This is a genomic window from Micromonospora chalcea, from assembly GCF_002926165.1.
Taxonomy (GTDB): Bacteria; Actinomycetota; Actinomycetes; order Mycobacteriales; family Micromonosporaceae; genus Micromonospora; species Micromonospora chalcea.
In genome coordinates this window covers 13783-31237 of the sequence record NZ_MAGP01000122.1, presented here as the reverse complement: position 1 = coordinate 31237, position 17455 = coordinate 13783, and the positions used below count along the sequence as shown (strand labels likewise).

The 17455-nt window shown below is 72.8% G+C and carries 19 protein-coding genes; 4 read left to right on the top strand and 15 right to left on the bottom strand.

The features are described 5' to 3' along the window. Positions 1 to 66 precede the first annotated feature (66 nt). The 5 genes from BAW75_RS19320 to BAW75_RS19300 form a co-directional block, all read right to left on the bottom strand. A complete protein-coding gene (locus BAW75_RS19320) occupies positions 67 to 777 on the bottom strand; it encodes a demethylmenaquinone methyltransferase (RefSeq protein WP_064448431.1) in 711 nt (236 codons plus the stop codon). A 100-nt stretch (positions 778 to 877) separates the two neighbouring features. After that, complete coding sequence (locus tag BAW75_RS19315; protein WP_104114448.1) at positions 878 to 2137, bottom strand: COG1361 family protein; 1260 nt, start codon at positions 2135 to 2137, stop codon at positions 878 to 880. 428 nt (positions 2138 to 2565) lie between these two features. Beyond that, positions 2566 to 3756, bottom strand: coding sequence for a cyclic dehypoxanthinyl futalosine synthase (gene mqnC / locus BAW75_RS19310; protein WP_030500766.1), 1191 nt, complete (start codon positions 3754 to 3756; stop codon positions 2566 to 2568). Between the two features lie 73 nt (positions 3757 to 3829). After that, positions 3830 to 4240: a type II toxin-antitoxin system VapC family toxin gene (locus tag BAW75_RS19305; protein WP_043327321.1), complete on the bottom strand. Its 411-nt coding sequence runs from the start codon at positions 4238 to 4240 to the stop codon at positions 3830 to 3832. Beyond that, positions 4237 to 4515: a type II toxin-antitoxin system Phd/YefM family antitoxin gene (locus BAW75_RS19300; protein ID WP_013283593.1), complete on the bottom strand. Its 279-nt coding sequence runs from the start codon at positions 4513 to 4515 to the stop codon at positions 4237 to 4239. The genes BAW75_RS19305 and BAW75_RS19300 overlap by 4 nt, the downstream gene beginning before the upstream one ends. Positions 4516 to 4619: 104 nt before the next feature. On the opposite strand from BAW75_RS19300, the gene BAW75_RS19295 reads away from it, so the two are divergent. Beyond that, a complete protein-coding gene (locus tag BAW75_RS19295) occupies positions 4620 to 5270 on the top strand; it encodes a DUF3592 domain-containing protein (RefSeq protein ID WP_244206176.1) in 651 nt (216 codons plus the stop codon). A 12-nt stretch (positions 5271 to 5282) separates the two neighbouring features. Here BAW75_RS19295 and paaE read toward each other — a convergent pair whose 3' ends face one another. Genes paaE through paaA form a run of 5 tightly spaced genes read right to left on the bottom strand, consistent with a single transcriptional unit; the run spans position 5283 to position 8935 of the window. Next, complete coding sequence (gene paaE, locus BAW75_RS19290; RefSeq protein WP_043327325.1) at positions 5283 to 6395, bottom strand: 1,2-phenylacetyl-CoA epoxidase subunit PaaE; 1113 nt, start codon at positions 6393 to 6395, stop codon at positions 5283 to 5285. Next, the gene (gene paaD / locus BAW75_RS19285) at positions 6392 to 6868 is read right to left on the bottom strand and encodes a 1,2-phenylacetyl-CoA epoxidase subunit PaaD (RefSeq protein ID WP_043327327.1); all 477 of its coding nucleotides are present in this window, start codon (positions 6866 to 6868) and stop codon (positions 6392 to 6394) included. The genes paaE and paaD overlap by 4 nt, the downstream gene beginning before the upstream one ends. After that, the gene (gene paaC / locus BAW75_RS19280; RefSeq protein WP_043327329.1) at positions 6865 to 7587 is read right to left on the bottom strand and encodes a 1,2-phenylacetyl-CoA epoxidase subunit PaaC; all 723 of its coding nucleotides are present in this window, start codon (positions 7585 to 7587) and stop codon (positions 6865 to 6867) included. The genes paaD and paaC overlap by 4 nt, the downstream gene beginning before the upstream one ends. Beyond that, positions 7584 to 7871, bottom strand: coding sequence for a 1,2-phenylacetyl-CoA epoxidase subunit PaaB (paaB, locus tag BAW75_RS19275; protein ID WP_064448426.1), 288 nt, complete (start codon positions 7869 to 7871; stop codon positions 7584 to 7586). The genes paaC and paaB overlap by 4 nt, the downstream gene beginning before the upstream one ends. Further along, complete coding sequence (gene paaA, locus BAW75_RS19270; protein WP_064448425.1) at positions 7868 to 8935, bottom strand: 1,2-phenylacetyl-CoA epoxidase subunit PaaA; 1068 nt, start codon at positions 8933 to 8935, stop codon at positions 7868 to 7870. Before paaA ends, paaB begins: the two co-directional genes overlap by 4 nt. A gap of 366 nt (positions 8936 to 9301) precedes the next feature. On the opposite strand from paaA, the gene BAW75_RS19265 reads away from it, so the two are divergent. Further along, positions 9302 to 10282 (top strand): hypothetical protein, encoded by a 981-nt coding sequence (locus BAW75_RS19265; RefSeq protein WP_069088833.1) that lies wholly within the window; start codon positions 9302 to 9304, stop codon positions 10280 to 10282. Beyond that, positions 10282 to 11217, top strand: coding sequence for a serine hydrolase (locus BAW75_RS19260; protein WP_104114446.1), 936 nt, complete (start codon positions 10282 to 10284; stop codon positions 11215 to 11217). Before BAW75_RS19265 ends, BAW75_RS19260 begins: the two co-directional genes overlap by 1 nt. Positions 11218 to 11261: 44 nt before the next feature. On the opposite strand, the gene BAW75_RS19255 is transcribed toward BAW75_RS19260, so the two are convergent. The 3 genes from BAW75_RS19255 to BAW75_RS19245 all read right to left on the bottom strand — a co-directional run bounded on the left by BAW75_RS19255 (position 11262) and on the right by BAW75_RS19245 (position 14111). Continuing rightward, positions 11262 to 12113, bottom strand: a complete 852-nt coding sequence (locus BAW75_RS19255; RefSeq protein WP_104114445.1) for a menaquinone biosynthetic enzyme MqnA/MqnD family protein — start codon at positions 12111 to 12113, stop codon at positions 11262 to 11264. A gap of 134 nt (positions 12114 to 12247) precedes the next feature. Continuing rightward, positions 12248 to 13489 carry an MFS transporter gene (locus tag BAW75_RS19250; protein ID WP_104114444.1) on the bottom strand — a complete coding sequence of 414 codons (1242 nt, stop codon included), beginning with the start codon at positions 13487 to 13489 and terminating at the stop codon, positions 12248 to 12250. Between the two features lie 40 nt (positions 13490 to 13529). Further along, a complete protein-coding gene (locus BAW75_RS19245; protein WP_043327342.1) occupies positions 13530 to 14111 on the bottom strand; it encodes an ArsR/SmtB family transcription factor in 582 nt (193 codons plus the stop codon). 265 nt (positions 14112 to 14376) lie between these two features. Between BAW75_RS19245 and BAW75_RS19240 the strand changes: the two genes are divergently transcribed. Next, a complete protein-coding gene (locus BAW75_RS19240) occupies positions 14377 to 16440 on the top strand; it encodes a HelD family protein (RefSeq protein WP_104114443.1) in 2064 nt (687 codons plus the stop codon). Positions 16441 to 16488: 48 nt separating this feature from the next. Here the strand turns inward: BAW75_RS19240 and BAW75_RS19235 are convergent, their stop codons facing one another. After that, the gene (locus tag BAW75_RS19235) at positions 16489 to 17088 is read right to left on the bottom strand and encodes a hypothetical protein (protein WP_043327348.1); all 600 of its coding nucleotides are present in this window, start codon (positions 17086 to 17088) and stop codon (positions 16489 to 16491) included. A 4-nt stretch (positions 17089 to 17092) separates the two neighbouring features. Then, a complete protein-coding gene (locus BAW75_RS19230; RefSeq protein WP_043327350.1) occupies positions 17093 to 17446 on the bottom strand; it encodes a YbaB/EbfC family nucleoid-associated protein in 354 nt (117 codons plus the stop codon). Between the last annotated feature and the right edge of the window lie 9 nt (positions 17447 to 17455).

Sequence of the window (17455 nt, the reverse complement as noted above, 5' to 3'; positions counted from 1 at the left end):
CTACGGGGACAAAGTAGACCAGAACCGGATATTCACGAAATGACCGGCTAACGCCTGGTCGGCCGGTCAGTTTCGGACGGCCCGGTGCAGGGCCACCACGCCCCCGGTCAGGTTGCGCCACGCCACCCGGCCCCAGCCGGCCGCGCCGATCCGCGCGGCCAGCGCCGGCTGGTCCGGCCAGGCCCGGATCGACTCCGCCAGATAGACGTAGGCGTCGGGGTTGCTGGACACCGCGCGCGCCACGGCCGGCAACGACCGCATCAGGTACGACAGGTAGACGGTGCGGAACGCCGGGTTGACCGGGGTGCTGAACTCGCAGACCACCAGCCGCCCGCCCGGCCGGGTCACCCGGGCCAGCTCGCGCAGCGCCGCGTCGGTGTCGTTGACGTTGCGCAACGCGAAGGAGATGGTCACCGCGTCGAAGCTGGCGTCGGCGAACGGCAGCCGGAGCGCGTCCCCAGCCAGCAGCGGCACCGACGGGCGGGTGCGCTTGCCCGCGTACAGCATGCCCAGCGACAGGTCGGCGCCGACCGCGTACGCCCCGGAATGGGCCAGCTCCTCGGTCGAGACACCGGTGCCGGCGCCCACGTCGAGCACCCGCTCGCCCGGCGCCAACCCGAGCGCCGCCCGGGTGGCCCGCCGCCAGGACCGGTCCTGCCCGAAGGAGAGCACGGTGTTGGTCAGGTCGTAGCGGGCCGCGACACCGTCGAACATCGCGGCTACCTCGTGCGGCTGCTTGTCCAGGCTGGCGCGCTGGCCCTGCGGGGTACGGCTCACCCCTCCACTCTGCCAGCCGCGCCCCTTCCGCCCCGCCCCGGGTACGCGAGAGGGCGGGGTGGTCGCCCACCCCGCCCTCGCCGTGTCCACGGTGACGGTGTCAGTCCTCGGTGCGCTCCTCGCCCGGCGTGACGAGCACCACCTTGCGGCGCCGGGACAGCATCATCAGCGCCACACCGGCGGCGACCACCGCAGCGCCGATCCCGCCGATCAGGCCGACCTGCATACCGGTCACCGGCAGGCCACCGCCGCCGGTGCCGCCACCCGCGCCACCACCGGAGGTCGGCGTCGGCACCGCGGTCACGCTGCCGGTCGGGGTCGGCTGGGCGGTCGGCGTCGAGGTCGGCTCAGCGCTCGGCGTCGGGCTCGGGGTCGACTGCGGGCTCTGGTCGACGAAGACGTCGAACTGGGCGGTGTTGTCGCCGTCGTCGGCCTCGGAGAACGCGCGACGCTGCGCCGAGGTGGCGGCCTTCGGCTGCTCCTCCGGCGTGCCGGAGGCCGCCTCCAGCCCGGCGGCCCAGACGAAGCCCGGCCGGAGCAGCTTCTCGGTCACGTCCGCGCCGACCTTCACCCGCACGTCGGCGGTGTAGTACTGGCCGGGCTTGAGCACCGCGCCCAGGTCCTCGCAGTACGCGTTGGCGAAGCCGCCCAGGTTCTGCTCGACGCAGCCCTCGGGCAGCTCGGCGAAGGTGACACCGGCCGGCAGCGTGATGCCGTACGCGACGCCCGTGGCGTTCTCGCTTCCGTCGTTGAACACGGCCCAGTCCAGCGGCGCGGTCTGGCCCGGCCGGACCGGGCGCAGGTTCGCCTCACCGGCGTCGTCGCCGTCGACGACCACGTCGGCGTACACGTCCTGGACCCAGGTGGTGAGGTCGTAGCCGGGGTCGGTGACGGTGATGTCGTGCTCGACCGTGTCCAGCACGCCGGCGCCGTTGGCCGCGCTGATCGACACCGTCAGCGTGCCCGCCCCGCCCTTGCCGCCGGTGGAGAACAGCGGGATGCCGAAGTCCTCGGTGGTCCCGGCGGGCACGTCGCCCAGCAGGCAGGAGAAGGCGGTGCCGCGGATGTCGCAGTCCTTCGGCGCCAGCACGCCGACCTTGCCGGGCTTGAGGTCCTTCGTCTCGACGGTGACCCGGACGCCCTTCGCGTCGACGGTCCCGGCGGCGTTGTTCACCTGGAACTTGAACGGCTTGGCCTTGGCTTCGCTGACGCCCTTGGCGAGCTGGTAGCTGAGCGGGATGAGCTGGAGGTCGGCCTTGTCGGCGGCGTACGCCGGGCCGGCGACCGCGCCGAGGCCGGCGGTGGAGAGCAGGGCCACCACGCCGGCGCGCGCCAGCGTGGACCGGTAGCGGAAGGTCATGGTTCCCCCGGGGGTAGGGACGTGCCGATCAACGCACGGAACGAAGGGACGGTACCGGAGCGACGCATCGCCGCGCCAGCGTCGTACGGTGGGAATTCCCATCGATTCGACAGACGGCAGGGGCGGGATGGTCACCCATCCCGCCCCTGCCGCGGTGCGTTATGTGAACGGCCCTCATGGGCCGATGGAGGACGACGGTCCCCGACGGACGCCGCCAGCGTAATGGCGTCGCCGGCTTGCCGGGCGGTGCTCACCCGGGTCGCCGCCGACCTGTTACCTGCCTGCTCGCGGCCCGGATCGGTGGTGTCGCGCGGGCAGGCTAGCCGCCGGTGATCACGCAGGTGAAGACCCCTGGCGGAAGCTTCACCGGAAACGGGCGGAGCTCCGGCCGCACGACGGGAGCCGACCGGCCGAACGGGGGAACGAGGTCAGTTGACCTCGACCAGCGGCAGCGACTTCCCGGCCCCGCCGCCGGGCAGAGCGATCGACGAGAAGTGCGAGACCACGCGGTCGTCGCTCGGGTCGTCGGCGGGCGTGTGGTGCACCGCGAGCCGGTTGTAGAGCGTGTCCCGCTGGGCGGGGATCCGGTCGGCCGACCGGATCATGCCGATCAGCTCGTGCAGGTTGGAGCGGTGCCGGGCCCCGGCGGAGGAGATGACGTTCTCCTCCAGCATGATCGAGCCGAGGTCGTCCACGCCCATGTGCAGCGCGAGCTGCCCGACGTCCTTACCGGTGGTCAGCCAGGACGCCTGCAGGTGCGGCACCGTCTCGAAGAACAGCCGGGCCACCGCGACCAGCCGCAGGTATTCCAGCGTGGTCGCCTGGGTGCGGCCCTTCAGGTGGTTGTTCTCCGGCTGGTACGTCCACGGGATGAAGGCCCGGAAGCCGCCGGTGCGGTCCTGCACGTCGCGGATCATCCGCAGGTGCTCGATGCGCTCGGCGTTGGTCTCGCCGGTGCCCATCATCATGGTGGCGGTCGACTCCAGGCCCTGCCGGTGGGCCAGCTCCATGACCTCCAGCCAGCGGGCGCCGGACTCCTTCAGCGGCGCGATCGCCTTGCGCGGCCGGTCCGGCAGCATCTCGGCGCCGGCGCCGGCGATCGAGTCCAGGCCCGCGGCCTTGATCCGGGCGATGGCCTCGTCCAGGCTCACGCCGGAGACCTTCGCCATGTGCAGGATCTCGCTCGGGCCGATCGAGTGGATCGCGAGCTGCGGGTACGCCTTCTTGACCGAGGAGAACAGCTCCTCGTAGTACTCCACGCCGTAGTCCGGGTGGTGGCCGCCCTGGAGCATGACCTGGGTGGCGCCCAACTCGACCGCCTCGCCGCAGCGGCGCAGGATCTCCTCGGTCGGGTGGGTCCAGCCCTCCTTGTGCTTGGGGGCCCGGTAGAACGCGCAGAACTTGCACGCCGTCACGCAGACGTTCGTGTAGTTGATGTTGCGGTCGATCAGGTACGTGACGATGTTGTCCGGGTAGCGGCGCCGCCGTACCGCGTCGGCCGCCTCGCCCAGCGCGTGGAAGGGCGCGTCGGTGTAGAGCAGCAGCGCCTCCTCGGGCGTGATGCGCCCGCCGTCCGCGCCGCGTTGCAGGATGTCGTCGATCTCCCGGTTCGCCGTCACACTCCCGAGCGTACGTCGCGGGCCCGACGGCGGGAAACGCCACTCCTCACCCGGTGACGAGAGACCCACCCGGTCAGGGCATCCCCGGACTGGCCACCGGCAGCCCGATCGCCCTGGCCGCCTCCAGCAGCCGCTTGTCGTACGTGACGAACGCGACGAACTCGGCCGCCGCCTGCCGGGCCAGGACCTCGGCGGTGGCGAGGTGGACGGCGTCCAGGCTGCGCAGCATCGGCTCCGGATACGCGCCCGCCGTCGCACGGACCGTGGCGTCGATCTCGACCCGGTAGAGACGTCCCAGCACCGAGGGGACACCCACCAGCGCCTGTGGAGCGGCACGACGCAACGCCCGCGGCACCTCCACCTCGACGAGAGCCGACGACACCAGCGCGGTGCCGGCGCGCTCGTTCAGCCAGCCGAGCAGATCCGGCGTCTCCGCCTCCCGCCGCAGCATCTTGATGACCGCCGCCGAGTCGAGGTAGATCACCAACGCTCCTCGTCGCGTGCCTCGACCAGCGCGGCCGCGGCGTCCACCGTGGGATCCCCGAGCACCGGCGGCATCGGGACCGGGCCGGTCGTGGTCGGGGCCGTGGCCCGGCCCTCGGCCACCAACCGGCCGAGAAGCGCGTCGCCGGCCAGCACCGGGACCAGGCGGGCGATCGGCTCACCCCGATCGGTCACCTCGACCGTCTCACCGGCGCGCACCCGCGCCAGCACCCGGCTGGTGTGCTGGTTCAGCTCCCGGACGGCGATCTGCTCCATCAGGCAAGTGTAGAACGTAACGTTCTACCCGTCACGGATGGTGGTCGACCCGAAGCGCCACCGCGGGAAGCGGAGCGCTGGCGTCGCCCGTCTACGCTCTCGGCGTGTCAGTTGTATCGCCCCCGCCCACCCCCGTACGCGTGGCCGGCGCCCGCTCCGCCCTCTGGTCCCTCACGATGACCGCCGTGCTCGTCGGCTTCGGCCTCGCCGTGATCGTCGTGACCGCGGCGCTCGGCCACCTCACCGTGGGACTCCCGATCGCGGTGCCGATCTCCGTCGGCCTGGTCGGCTGCCTCGCCTTCGCGGTCGGCCTGCGCCTGCTGCACCGGGGCTGGTGGCTGACCCTCCTGTCGGTGCTGCCGGCCCTGTTCGTGCTGGTGGGCGCCGTCCAGCTCGCCCCCGAGTCGGTGCTCCGGGAGCGCGGCGTCGCCCAGCAGGTGACCATCACCGACGTGCAGACGGCCGGCAAGCGGCACGAGTTCGCCCTCCAGGGCGACGCCGGCCGGCTGGACGAGCCGCTGGTCTACCGGGGCAGTTCCCCCGGCTACCGGGTGGGCCAGCGGCTGACTGTGCTCGTCGACCCGCGTGATGAGGTGGAACTGACCGACGCGCGGGACGTGGACCCGGACGGAAAGCGGGGCATGCTCGTGTTCGGCGCGGCGGGATGGACCCTGTTCGCGCTCGTCGGCGGGTGGCGCGGCCACGTCAGCCGGGCCCGTGGCCGCGCCGCCACGGCACCGCCCGTGGTGATCTGAGCGGCGGCGCCGCTAGGCGTCGTAGTCGACGGTCAGCTCGTCGGTTACCGGACTCGACTGACAGGTCAGTACGTAACCGGCGGCCACCTCGTCCGGCTCCAGCGCGTAGTTGCGCGCCATCGTCACCTCGCCGGACGTCACCTTGGCCCGGCAGGTCGAGCACACCCCGCCCTTGCAGGCGTACGGCAGCTCGCCGCGCACCCGCAGCGCCGCGTCCAGCACCCGCTCGTCCCGGCCCATGGTGAAACTGGACGAGCGCCCGTCCAGCACGATCGTCACGTCGGTGCCCGCGCCGGGCCGCTCGGCCTCACGCCGGACCGGCTCCGGCGGGGCGTCGACGTGGAACAGCTCGGTGTGCACCGCCGCGTCCGGCACGCCGCGACCGGCCAGCACCGCCTTGGCGTCCACCACCATCCCGTACGGGCCGCAGAGGAACCACTCCTCGATCTCGTCCCCCGGCACGACGGTGTCGAGCAGCCGGGTCAGCCGGTCGGCGTCGATCCGCCCCGACAGCAGCGCCGACTCGCCCATCTCCCGGGACAGCACGTGCACCAGGTGCAGCCGGGTCGGATAGCGGTCCTTCAGGTCCGCCAGCTCCTCGGCGAACATCACCGAGTTCGCCGTGCGGTTGCCGTACACCAGCGTGAACGTGCTGCGCGGCTCGGTCGCCAGCGCGGTCGCGGCCAGCCCGAGGACCGGGGTGATGCCGGAACCGGCGACCACCGCGCCGTACCGGCGGACCCGGTCCGGAGTGAACGCGGAGGTGAAGTGGCCCAGCGGCGGCAGCACCTCGACGGTGTCGCCGCCACGCAGCGCGCCGCAGGCGTACGCGGAGAACGCCCCGCCCGGCACCTCACGCACCCCGACCCGCAACCGGCCGTGCCGGGCCAGCTCGTCGGGGGTGGAGCAGATCGAGTACGACCGCCGCACCTCCCCGCCGTCGGCGTCGGCCGGGCGGCGGACGGTGAGGTGCTGCCCGGCGGAGAACGCGAACGTCTCGCGCAGCTCCTCCGGCACCGCGAACGTGATCGACACCGAGTCGTCGGTGAGCCGGTCCACGGCGGCCACGGGCAGCGGGTGGAAGACCGGCCGGCGGCGAACCGGCCGCGTGATGGTGACAGTCACAGCGCCTTCAGGTGGTCGAAGGGTTCGGAACAGGAGCGGCAGCGCCACAGCGCCTTGCACGCGGTCGAGCCGAAGCGGCTGATCTGGGTGGTCTCCGGCGACCCGCAGCGCGGGCAGCGTACGGCCAGCGTCAGCGGCACCACGGTGTCGTCGCCGCGCGGCGCGGGCGGGGCGATGCCGGCGGCGGCGAGCTTGGCCCGCCCGGCGTCGGAGATCCAGTCGGTGCTCCACGCCGGGTGGTAGACCGTGCGGACCTCGGCGTCCGGATGCCCGGCAGCGGCCAGCGCCCGGCGGATGTCCGCCCGGATCACGTCCATGGCCGGGCAGCCGGTGTAGGTGGGGGTGATCGTGACGACGACCCGGCCGGTGCCGGGCTCCTCGTCGACGGCGCGCAGGATGCCCAGCTCGTCGATGGTGATGACCCGGATCTCCGGGTCCACCACCGCCGCCGCGGCGTCCCTCGCGCTTGTCACCAGCTCGCTCCGGGGTGGGCGCGGTGCAGCACCTGCATCTCGGCGAGCAGGTACGAGAGGTGCTCGGTGTGCAGGCCGTCCCGGCCACCACCGGGCGTCCAGCCCGTCTCCGGGCGGGTGAGCGTCGCCTCGTCCAGCACGGCGGACACGGTGGCGTCGAAGTCGGCCCGAAGGGTGGACGGGTCGACCGGCGCCGCCGGATCCGGGTTGAACAGCTCGTGGACGTACGGCCACACCTCGTCGACCGCGTCCTGCATGCGCCGGTGCGACTCCTCCGTGCCGTCGCCGAGCCGCTTCACCCACAGCGCCGCGTGGTCCAGGTGGTACGCCGACTCCTTGCGCGCCTTCGCGCCGACCGCCGCGAGCCGTTCGTCCGCGCAGCCGGCCAGCGCCGTGTAGAGCGGCACCTGGTACGCGGCCAGGAAGAACAGCTTCGCCATGGTCACGCCGAAGTCGCCGTTCGGCAGCTCGACCAGCAGGCAGTTGCGGAACTCGCGGTCGTCGCGCAAGAAGGCCAGGTCGTCCTCGTCGCGGCCCGCGCCCTCCAGCTCGCCCGCGTACGTGAGCAGCAGCCGCGCCGCGCCGAGCTGGTCGAGGGCGATGTTCGCGAGCGCGATGTCCTCTTCCATCTCCGGCGCGCGGGAGGTCCACTCACCGAGGCGCTGCGCCGCGATGAGCGCGTCGTCGCCGATGGCGAGCGTGAAGTCGAACCGGCTCATAGGTGCGCAGCCCCTTCGGGGACCTCGTAGAAGGTGGGGTGCCGGTAGACCTTGTCGGCGGCCGGGTCGAAGAACGAGTCCTTCTCGTCCGGGCTGGACGCGGTGATCGCGCTCGCCGGCACCACCCAGATGGATACGCCCTCCTGGCGGCGGGTGTAGAGGTCCCGGGCGTTGCGCAGGGCCAGCTCGGCGTCGGGGGCGTGCAGGCTGCCGACGTGGGTGTGCGACAGGCCACGGCGGGCCCGCACGAAGACCTCCCAGAGGGGAGAGGACGAGCTGCTCATGCCGCCACCGGCTCCTTTCGATCTGACCGCTTCGCGGCGTACGCCGCGGCGGCCTCCCGTACCCACGCGCCGTCGGCGTGTGCCTTGCGCCGGTGCGCCATGCGCTCCCTGTTGCACGGCCCGTTGCCCTTGATGACCCGCATCAGCTCGTCGTAGTCGGGCTGGGTGTAGTCGTACGCCTGCCGCTCGTCGTTCCAGCGCAGGTCCGGGTCGGGCAGGGTGAGGCCGAGCACCTCCGCCTGGCCGACGCACATGTCGACGAAGCGCTGGCGCAGCTCGTCGTTGGAGAAGCGCTTGATCTTCCAGGCCATCGACTGGGCGCTGTGCGTCGAGTCGCCGTCCGGCGGGCCGAACATGGCAAGTGACGGGTACCACCAGCGGTCCACCGCGTCCTGCGCCATCGCCTTCTGCGCTTCGGTGCCGTGCGCCAGCGTGTGCAGGATCTCGTAGCCCTGCCGCTGGTGGAACGACTCCTCCTTGCAGACCCGGATCATCGCCCGGGCGTACGGGCCGTAGGAGCAGCGGCACAGCGGCACCTGGTTGACGATCGCCGCGCCGTCCACGAGCCAGCCGATCGCGCCGACGTCGGCCCAGGTCAGCGTCGGGTAGTTGAAGATCGAGCTGTACTTCTGCCGCCCGTCGAGCAGCAGGTCCACCAGCTCGTCGCGGCTGATGCCGAGCGTCTCGGCCGCCGCGTAGAGGTAGAGGCCGTGGCCGGCCTCGTCCTGCACCTTCGCCAGCAGGATCGCCTTGCGCTTGAGCGACGGCGCCCGGCTGATCCAGTTGCCCTCCGGCTGCATGCCGATGATCTCGGAGTGCGCGTGCTGCGCGATCTGCCGGATCAGCGTCCTGCGGTACGCCTCGGGCATCCAGTCGCGGGGCTCGATCTTCTGGTCCGCGTCGATGACGTCGGCGAAGTACGCCTCGACGTCCTCGTCCGGCGCCGGACCGCCGCGCCGCGCCCGCGCCGCCGCTTCGCGCAGCGCCGCCTCCGCGGCCTCCACTTCGCCGAGCAGGCCGCCGCCCGGAGCGTCCTCCGGCGGAGCGAAGTCATTGCCATACATGTAGCTAGTGTTACAGCTCGGCACGATTGACACCAGAGGGTGTAACAGCATTCGCGAGCCGCCTTCCACGACCGAACAAGCGCCTGCCGTCATCGCCAGCAATCGGAGAGTGACTGTGATGTCGATCACCCAATGAAGGTGAAACCTCCCAAGGCTGGCAAAGCACGTCAATAACCCGCCCTTCCCACCAAGTCGGCGGGTGTCGAGACCTGGCATATCGACAGTCCGGAAGTAGACTTCCCCCGGCAAGCCGTTCGGCTCCAAGATCGCCACCGTTCAGGCCAACGTCCCCCGGCCTTGTGGCGACCGGAGCGAAACCTGCGGAAGCGCCGGTCCCCCCGGCCATACATCTGGAGTTCACCACTCATGCGACCTCGCGTGACCATGGTGCTCGCCATCGTGGCGGTCCTCGTCGGTGGCGTCATGCTGGTGCCCGCCGCGTACGCCAAGTTCGCCGGCGGCAGCGGCGAGGGCGGCATCGGCGGCGGTGGACAGGTCCCGGCGCCGAGCCCGACCGCCCCCGCACCGCCGACGCTCGCCAACGCGCCGGTCTCGGTGAAGTTCGAGGGCGAGTTCTTCTCCTGGGCACTGATGGACCGCGAGACGGGCACCGTCACCGGCGCGAAGAACATGAACCAGACCAGCTCCACCGAGTCGATGCTCAAGGCCTGGATCGTCGCGGACTACCTGCGCCAGCTCGGCGAGAAGGAGCCGAGCGACGACCTGAAGAAGGCGGCGATCCTGGCGATCCGGGACAGCGACGACGACGGCGCCAACCGGGTCTACCGGGCGGCCGGCGGCTCCTACAAGCCGCAGCCGGGCGGCAAGCCGGACCCGGTCATCGCGCGCGCGATCCGGATCTGCGGCCTGACCGACACCAGGCCCGGCGACGTGCCCGACTACGAGGGCTGGTGGAGCTTCACCGAGATGTCCCCCCGGGACGCCGTTCGCCTCGGCGACTGCATCGCCGACGGCCGCGCCGCCGGGCCCAAGTGGACGAAGTGGCTGCTCAGCGAGATGACCAAGGTGGCCGGCAGCGTCAAGCAGCAGGAGGAGCGCTCCGGCGGCGGCCGGTGGGGCATCATCGACGGCCTGCCCGCGACGATCAAGGCGCAGGGCCCGGTGCACATGAAGAACGGCTGGACGCGGCTCGCCTACGACGGCAACTGGCACGTCAGCTGCTTGGCGTTCACCGACAAGTGGAGTCTCTCGGTCATGATGCGCTACCCGGCCAGGGCCGGCCTGTCGTACGGCGCGAAGATGTGCGCCAGCGTCGCCACCCAGCTCGTGACGCCGCAGCCCGGCGCCGCGCTCAAGGTGCCGCAACAGCCGGCCGGGAAGCTCTGATGGCCGGCGCCCGGCGTCGACCCGGCAGCCATCGCCGCCCGCTGGCGTTCAGCGCCCTGGCAGTGGTTCTCCTCGGACTGCTCGGCCTCTCCCTGCGGGTGATCCCCGGCTCGCCGCTGGAGGCCACCGCAAGCTCGCACCCCGAGCCGACCAACGAGCGGTCCGCCCGGCAAACCGTCGACCGCAACGCGCCGCGCGTCGCTCCCTCACCGGCGCTCACCCCGCTGCCGTTCCAGGAGAAGAACCTGGACAGCCTGAAGATCAAGGGCTGGTACGCCTGGTCCGTGCTGGACAAGCGCACCGGAAAGATCATCGGTTCCGCGAACATGGACGAGACCAGCACGACCGCTTCGCTGATCAAGTCCTGGGTGGTGGCCGACTACCTGCGCCTGCGCGCCGAGGACGGCAAGACGCCGAGCGAGGCGAAGCTGGCCGACGCCACGAAGATCATTCGCGACAGCGACAACACCCGCGCCCAGGAGTTCTACGAGAGCGTGGGCGGTTCCGACTCGATCGAGCGCCTCATCTCGATCTGCAAGCTCACCGACAGCGCGGTCGCCGACGACGGCGGCTGGAGCCGCACCGAGCTGTCCCCCCGGGACACCGCCCGGCTCGGGCTCTGCATCGACGACGGCCGCGCGGCGGGGCCGAAGTGGACCAAGTGGCTGCTCAACGAGATGCGCCAGGTACGCGCCCCCGGTGACTTCGGCATCCGCAAGGCGTTCCCGGCCGCCCAGCAGAAGAAGATCGCCATCAAGAACGGGTGGATCGACCGGGACAAGGAAAAGGAGTACCACGTCAACTGCCTCGCCATCGGCGAGACGTGGACGATGGGCGTGATGGTCCGCAGCCCGTTCGGTGTCGAGGGCGGCTGGGAGTACGGCATGGACGCCTGCGAACGGATCACCAAGGCGCTGCTGCGCCCGGCCACCTGATCCGCCCGGCCGCCCACCGCGGGGTCGGCAGCCGGGCCGCACGCTCAGCCCTGGAAGAACTCCGGACCGTCGGCCGGCAGCGCCGGCACCTCCCCGTACGCGGCCGCCCGGCGGGCGAACTCGCGCAGCCCGGCCACCTGACGCTCACCGAGCGAGAAGTCCAGCGCCCGGAAGTACGTGGCGAGCGTGTCCGCGTCGAACGTCTCCCAGCGGGCCGCCGCCTCCGCCACCTGGTCCAGCTCGGCCAGGCACAGGTCACGCGAGCGCAGGAACGCCTCGTGCACCTCCTTGACCAGGCCTGGGTGGGCGGCGGCGAAGTCACGGCGTACCGCCCAGACGGCGAAGACCATCGGCAGCCCGGTCCAGTCGTGCCACGCCTGACCCAGGTCGGTCACCTCGAGGCCCTTGGCGGGCGCCTCGTACAGCGCGCGCAGCGCCACGTCGCCGATCAGCACCCCGGCGTCGGCCTCCAGCAGCATCTGGGTCAGGTCCGGCGGGCAGCGGAAGTACTCCGGCCGCACCCCGTGCCGCTCGGCGAGCAGCAGCTGGGCCAGCAGCACCCCGGTACGCGAGGTGGAGCCGAGCGCGACCCGGGCGCCGTCCAGCTCACCCAGCGGGCGGGTGGACACCATGTTCACCGAGAGCACCGGCCCGTCGCTGCCGACCGCCAGGTCGGGCAGGAGCAGCAGGTCGTCGGCGTGCTTGAGGAACTCCACGAGCGTGATCGGGCCGATGTCGAGGTCACCGGCGACCAGGTCGGCCGTGAGCCGGTCCGGCGAGTCCTTGTGCAGGTCGACGTCGATGAGCGCGCCGGACCGCATCAGCCCCCAGTAGATGGGCAGGCAGTTGAGGAACTGGATGTGCCCCACCCGGGGGCGGGCGATGCGGTCGGCCATGACCCGACCGTATCGCCGCGACCTCTCCCCCGCCGCCGGGGGATCCGATGGAGTGGTGAACCCCGCACCCGGCGGTAAGGAAGGGCCCCTTGTTAACGCCTCCGGTAGCGGAAGGGGCCCTTCTTAACACCAGCTCACGCGGCCTCCGCCGCCACGGCTGCGGCGGGGACGGCGGCGGGCTCGGCGCGTACCGCCCGGCGGACCGGCCCGGCCAGCGCCGCCACCACCAGCAGGCCGGCCACGCCGCAGCCGGCGATCAGCGTGCGCGGGCCGGCCACCTCCAGCAGCAGGCCCCCGACCAGGTAGCCGCCCATCGCGGCGCCCTGTGCCGCCGCGCCGAAGACCGCGAACGCCCGGCCCCGGGCCGCCTCCGGCACCCGCCGGGCCAGCAGGAGGTTGTTGAAGACGTTGTCGCCGCCGTTACCGACCCCGCCCAGCAACCAGATCGGCACGAGCAGCCACGCCGAGGGCACCGCCGCCGACACGAGCACCGCCAGGCAGCATCCGCCGAGCAGCACCAGCCCGGCGCCGAGCAGCGCGCCGTCGTCGGCGAGCCGGCGGGCGATCCGGGCGAACAGCCACGCGCCGAGCACGATGCCGAGCGTCCACGAGCCGGTGACCAGCCCGTACACGGTGGCGCTGCTGCCGAGCGTCTCCCGGATGAAAAAGACCTCGATCACGTTCACCGCCCCGACCGCGCCGATCAGCGCGGCCACGCTGCCGACCATCACCGTCAGCAGCGGGTCGCGCCGGAACCGCCACGGGGGCGCGACCGCCGCGGCGGCGCCGACGGTCACCCGGCGGCCACCCCTTCGGGTACGGACGAGCAGCCCGGCCGCCACCAGGGAGAGATAGCTGAGCGCGCCGAGGAGCAGCGGTACCCGGGTGCCGAACTGGCCGACCAGGAGCCCGGCCAACGCCGGTCCGGCGAGCGCGCCGAGTGTGCCGGCGGTCTGGTTGAGCGCGCCGGCCCGGGGCAGGTCCTCCGGCCGCACCATCACCGGCACCAGCGCGGAGATCACCGGCTGGGAGACCGCGAGGCCGGTGGCCAGAAGTGCCACCAGGGCGATCACCAGCGCCGGACCCGGTGCGTAGGCGAGCGCCAGGCAGGTCGCCCCCTGACCGAGCCCGGTCGCGATCAGCAGCACCCGGCTGTCCACCCGGTCGGCGAGACGACCGGTCAGCGGCGCGAGCGCGACCAGCGGCAGCGTCGCGGCGAGCAGCAGCCCGGAGACGGCGAGCCCACCGGCCCCGGCGGACTGGAGCGCGAGCGTGAGGGCGCTGGTGACCAGGAAGTTCCCGCAACTGGAGATGCCACGCGCGGTGGCCGCGAGCCAGACGTCCGGCCAGCACGAGGAGCCAGATGCGAAGGACATACTTCGAAAATAATCCTTCACACCTGGTGCGCGCAACCCCTCAGTCGATGGGCATCGCCCGGTACTGAGCCGCCACCGCACGGACCCCGGCGGGTGGATCGGCCCGATGCCGCCGCCGGTACGGCTCCATCAGCGCCTGGATCGCCTGGTTCAACTCGCTCAACTCCTCGGCGGTCACCAGCAGCACGCTGTCGCTGAACCAGGTCGCCGCGTACCACTCCGGCGACTCGTCCGGCGCGCGGCGCAACCAGTCCCGGACCCGCTGGGCGTCGCGGACCATGTGCGCCTCGACCAGGGCCGCCTCGGCGGCGCGTGCCTCCGGTTCGGCATCCGGCCCCACCTCGACGTGGAACGACGGATTCACCGCCTGCCACACCCGCTCCCGCGCGTCCCCCCGGCCGGGCGCCTGCCGGATCAGCCCGAACTTCGCCAGCTCACGCAGGTGGTAGCTGGTCGCGCTCGGCGACAGCCCGGCGATCTCGGCGCACTCGGTGGCCGTCGCACCGCCCTCCAGCGTGCCGAGATGTTCCATGATCGCCATACGGGCCGGGTGAGCCAGCGCCCGCATCACCTGCGGGTCGCTGATCGTCACTCGGCGCTGCTCGGGCCGCGCCTCGGTCATGCCCCAATGATCCCGCGCCCACAGAGGCGAGGTGCAGCCCGCCACCGGCCAGATCTTGGTACGACACCGCCCCTCTGGGGGCGGCCGCGTACCAAGATCGCTACGGGTGGGAAAAATCGGTGGTGCGGGCGGCTGGATGGCCGTAGCGTGGATGGCCGCCCGACGGCCGCGGTGAGCATGCACCGCAGCGGACGTCCCCGCGCCGGGAGCAGGCCAACCGCCCCGGACACGCGAGCGAGCCTCAGTTGAGCCATCGGAGTTCACAGTGCCCGCAACCGAACTTGAAACCACGCCCGAACGTGACGCCACGCCCGACCTCGACGCCGAACTCGCCGCCGAACGTGCCCACCTCGACGCCTCCCGAGCCGCGCTGAAACGGATGCGGGAACGCGCCGAGGCGCTCTTCGCCACCGGCGACAAGGTGGCCGGTGACTCGTACACCGCCGAGCAGCTCGGCCGGCACATGGCCCGGCGGGTCAAGGAGCTGGCCGACGACCCGACCACGCCGCTGTTCTTCGGCCGCCTCGACTTCGGGGAGACGGACCCGGACCACGCCGGGCGGGACTACCACGTCGGGCGGCGGCACGTCACCGACGAGCTGGGCGAGCCGCTGGTGCTGGACTGGCGGGCCCCGGTGTCCCGGTCGTTCTACCGGGCCAGCGCGCGTGACCCGCAGGGCGTCGCCGTACGCCGCCGGTTCGGGTTCAGCGCGGGCGTGCTGACCAGCTTCGAGGACGAGCACCTGGACCGGGGCGAGGAACTCGGCACCGCCAGCCGCATCCTCACCGCCGAGATCGAGCGCCCCCGCGTCGGCCCGATGCGCGACATCGTCGCCACCATTCAGCCGGAGCAGGACGAACTGGTCCGGGCCGACCTGGCCGACTCGATCTGCGTGCAGGGCGCGCCCGGCACCGGGAAGACGGCGGTCGGGCTGCACCGCGCCGCGTACCTGCTCTACCTGCACCGGGAACGACTGCGCCGCTCGGGAGTGCTGATCGTCGGGCCGAACCGGGCGTTCCTGTCGTACATCGCGGCGGTGCTCCCCGCGCTCGGTGAGGTCGAGGTCGAGCAGGCCACCGTGGAGGACCTGGTCGCGCGGGTCCCGGTCCGCGCGGTCGACGATCCGGCCGCCGCCGCGCTCAAGCACGACGTCCGGATGGCCGAGGTGCTGCGCCGGGCCGTCGAGGCCCACATCGGTACGCCCACCGAGCCGATCATGGTGTCGGACGGCTCGTACCGGTGGCGGATCGGGCTCGACCCGCTGCACCGGCTGGTCACCGAGACGCGCCAGGAAGGGCTGCCCTACGCCACCGGCCGGGAACGGGTCCGGGCGCGGGTGGTGGGACTGCTGCAACGGCAGGCCGAGGCGCGCCGGGCGGAGTCGCCGAGCGACGCCTGGTTGCGCCGGATGAGCCGGATCAAGCCGGTCACCGACCTGCTCGACGCGGTCTGGCCGGCGCTCACCCCGGACGGGCTGCTGCACCGGCTGCGTACCGACGCCGACGCGCTCGCCGCCGCCGCGGACGGCCTGCTCACGCCCGAGGAGCAGGAGCTGTTCCGGTCCGGCAAGCCCGCGCGCACCGCGAAGGCGACCCGGTGGACCGCCGCCGACGCGGTGCTCATCGACGACGCGGCCGGGCTGCTGGAACGGCCCGCCGGCTTCGGGCACGTGGTGGTGGACGAGGCGCAGGACCTCTCCCCGATGCAGTGCCGCGCCATCGCCCGGCGCAGCGAGCACGGCTCGATCACGCTGCTCGGCGACCTCGCCCAGGGCACCGCGCCGTGGGCCGCGACCGACTGGCGGGAGTCCCTGGCCCACCTGGGCAAGCCGGACGCCGCTGTGGTGCCGCTGAGCGTGGGCTTCCGGGTGCCGGCGGCAGTGGTGGCGTTCGCGAACCGGCTGCTGCCGGCGCTCGCCGTCGACGTACCCCCGGCCCGCTCGCTTCGCCACGACGGCGCGCTGGATGTGCGTACCGCCGAGGACCTGACGGCCGCGACGGTGGCCGAGGTGCGGGCGGCGCTCGCGCACGACGGCTCGGTCGGTGTGATCGCCGCGGACGACGCGGTGGACCGGCTGCGCGCGGCGCTCGCCGACGCGGGCGTCGAGACCGCGACCGCCGACGACGTCGAGGCCGCGGCGCGCGTCACAGTGGTCCCGGCGACGCTGGTCAAGGGCCTGGAGTACGACCACGTGGTGGTCGTCGAGCCGGCCGCGATCGTGGCCGCCGAGCCGCGTGGGCTGCACCGCCTCTACGTGGTGCTGACCCGGGCGGTCTCCCGCCTGGCCGTGCTGCACCGCGAGCCGCTGCCCGCCCCGCTGACGGCCTGACGCGGGCGGGCGGCTGCGGCCCGGCCGCGGCCCGGGCGGGCGGACCCGTCAGGCGCTCAGCGCGGCGGCGACCTCGCGCAGCGGACGGCCGGACTCGGCGATCGGCACGGTGAACGACAGCCAGGAACCGTCGGTGAAGTCGATCCGCAGCCGCTTCGGGTTGAGCCGGTGCCACCCGACCCGGGCCGAGGCGACCTCCGCACGCGCGGCCGACCACGCCACCGACGTCTCGGCCAGCGCGCGTTCCTCGGCCTCGCGCCCGGCCAGCAGCTTGACCCCGCCGGTACGGCAGACCAGCAGCCGCCGGTCGGTGACCGCGAGCAGCGTCTCCCGGACCTGGAGGTCGGGCCGGGCCGGGCGGAGCGCGCGGTGCAGGCGGGAGGCGGCCGAGCCGGGCTCGCCACGGCCGGCGATCCCCCAGCCGATCGCATCGACCAGCCGGTCGCCGCGGTCCCAGGTGGCCAGCGGCAGGAGGACGTTCAGCAGCACCGAGCCGAGCGTCCGCCGACCCGGCTCGGCAGTGGACTCCGGTTCGGGCGGCGGCGCCGGAGCGAGGCCCTGGCCGACGTCGGCCTTGGCGTGGGCCAGCACGCGCTCGCCCGGCTCGACGAGCCGGTCGATCGGGTCGCGGTATCTGGTCTCGTCCATCGGCTCAGTATCGGCCGTCGCCGTAGCCGTCGTCGGTACGGCGCTCCGCCGCCGGGGCGTTGCCCATCACCTCGCCGACGATCTCGCGTACCCGGGCGGCGGCGGCCTCCTGCGCCCGGTTCGCCGCGGCGGTGATCTCCTCGGCCAGCGTGTACGAGTCGAACCGCATGGCCCGCGCGTTGATGTCGGTGGAGAGAATCTTGCCGTCGGCGGCGGCCACCACGGTGACCAGGCCGGAGTCGCTGACCCCCTGGGCGCTGCTCTGCTCCAGCTCGGCCATCCGCGCGCCGAGTTCGCGCTGCCACCCGTCCAGGTTGCGGGCCAGCGCCTCGATCCGGTCCAGGGCCGGGAACGTCATGGGTGCCTC

Bases quoted from the DNA above. Each gene is read 5' to 3' on its own strand.
- BAW75_RS19315 (WP_104114448.1), bottom strand. From the start codon at position 2,137: ATGACCTTCCGCTACCGGTCCACGCTGGCGCGCGCCGGCGTGGTGGCC.
- BAW75_RS19300 (WP_013283593.1), bottom strand. From the start codon at position 4,515: ATGGAGCAGATCGCCGTCCGGGAGCTGAACCAGCACACCAGCCGGGTG.
- paaC (WP_043327329.1), bottom strand. From the start codon at position 7,587: ATGAGCCGGTTCGACTTCACGCTCGCCATCGGCGACGACGCGCTCATC.
- paaB (WP_064448426.1), bottom strand. From the start codon at position 7,871: ATGAGCAGCTCGTCCTCTCCCCTCTGGGAGGTCTTCGTGCGGGCCCGC.
- paaA (WP_064448425.1), bottom strand. From the start codon at position 8,935: ATGTATGGCAATGACTTCGCTCCGCCGGAGGACGCTCCGGGCGGCGGC.
- BAW75_RS19265 (WP_069088833.1), top strand. From the start codon at position 9,302: ATGCGACCTCGCGTGACCATGGTGCTCGCCATCGTGGCGGTCCTCGTC.
- BAW75_RS19260 (WP_104114446.1), top strand. From the start codon at position 10,282: ATGGCCGGCGCCCGGCGTCGACCCGGCAGCCATCGCCGCCCGCTGGCG.
- BAW75_RS19255 (WP_104114445.1), bottom strand. From the start codon at position 12,113: ATGGCCGACCGCATCGCCCGCCCCCGGGTGGGGCACATCCAGTTCCTC.
- BAW75_RS19250 (WP_104114444.1), bottom strand. From the start codon at position 13,489: ATGTCCTTCGCATCTGGCTCCTCGTGCTGGCCGGACGTCTGGCTCGCG.
- BAW75_RS19245 (WP_043327342.1), bottom strand. From the start codon at position 14,111: ATGACCGAGGCGCGGCCCGAGCAGCGCCGAGTGACGATCAGCGACCCG.
- BAW75_RS19235 (WP_043327348.1), bottom strand. From the start codon at position 17,088: ATGGACGAGACCAGATACCGCGACCCGATCGACCGGCTCGTCGAGCCG.
- BAW75_RS19230 (WP_043327350.1), bottom strand. From the start codon at position 17,446: ATGACGTTCCCGGCCCTGGACCGGATCGAGGCGCTGGCCCGCAACCTG.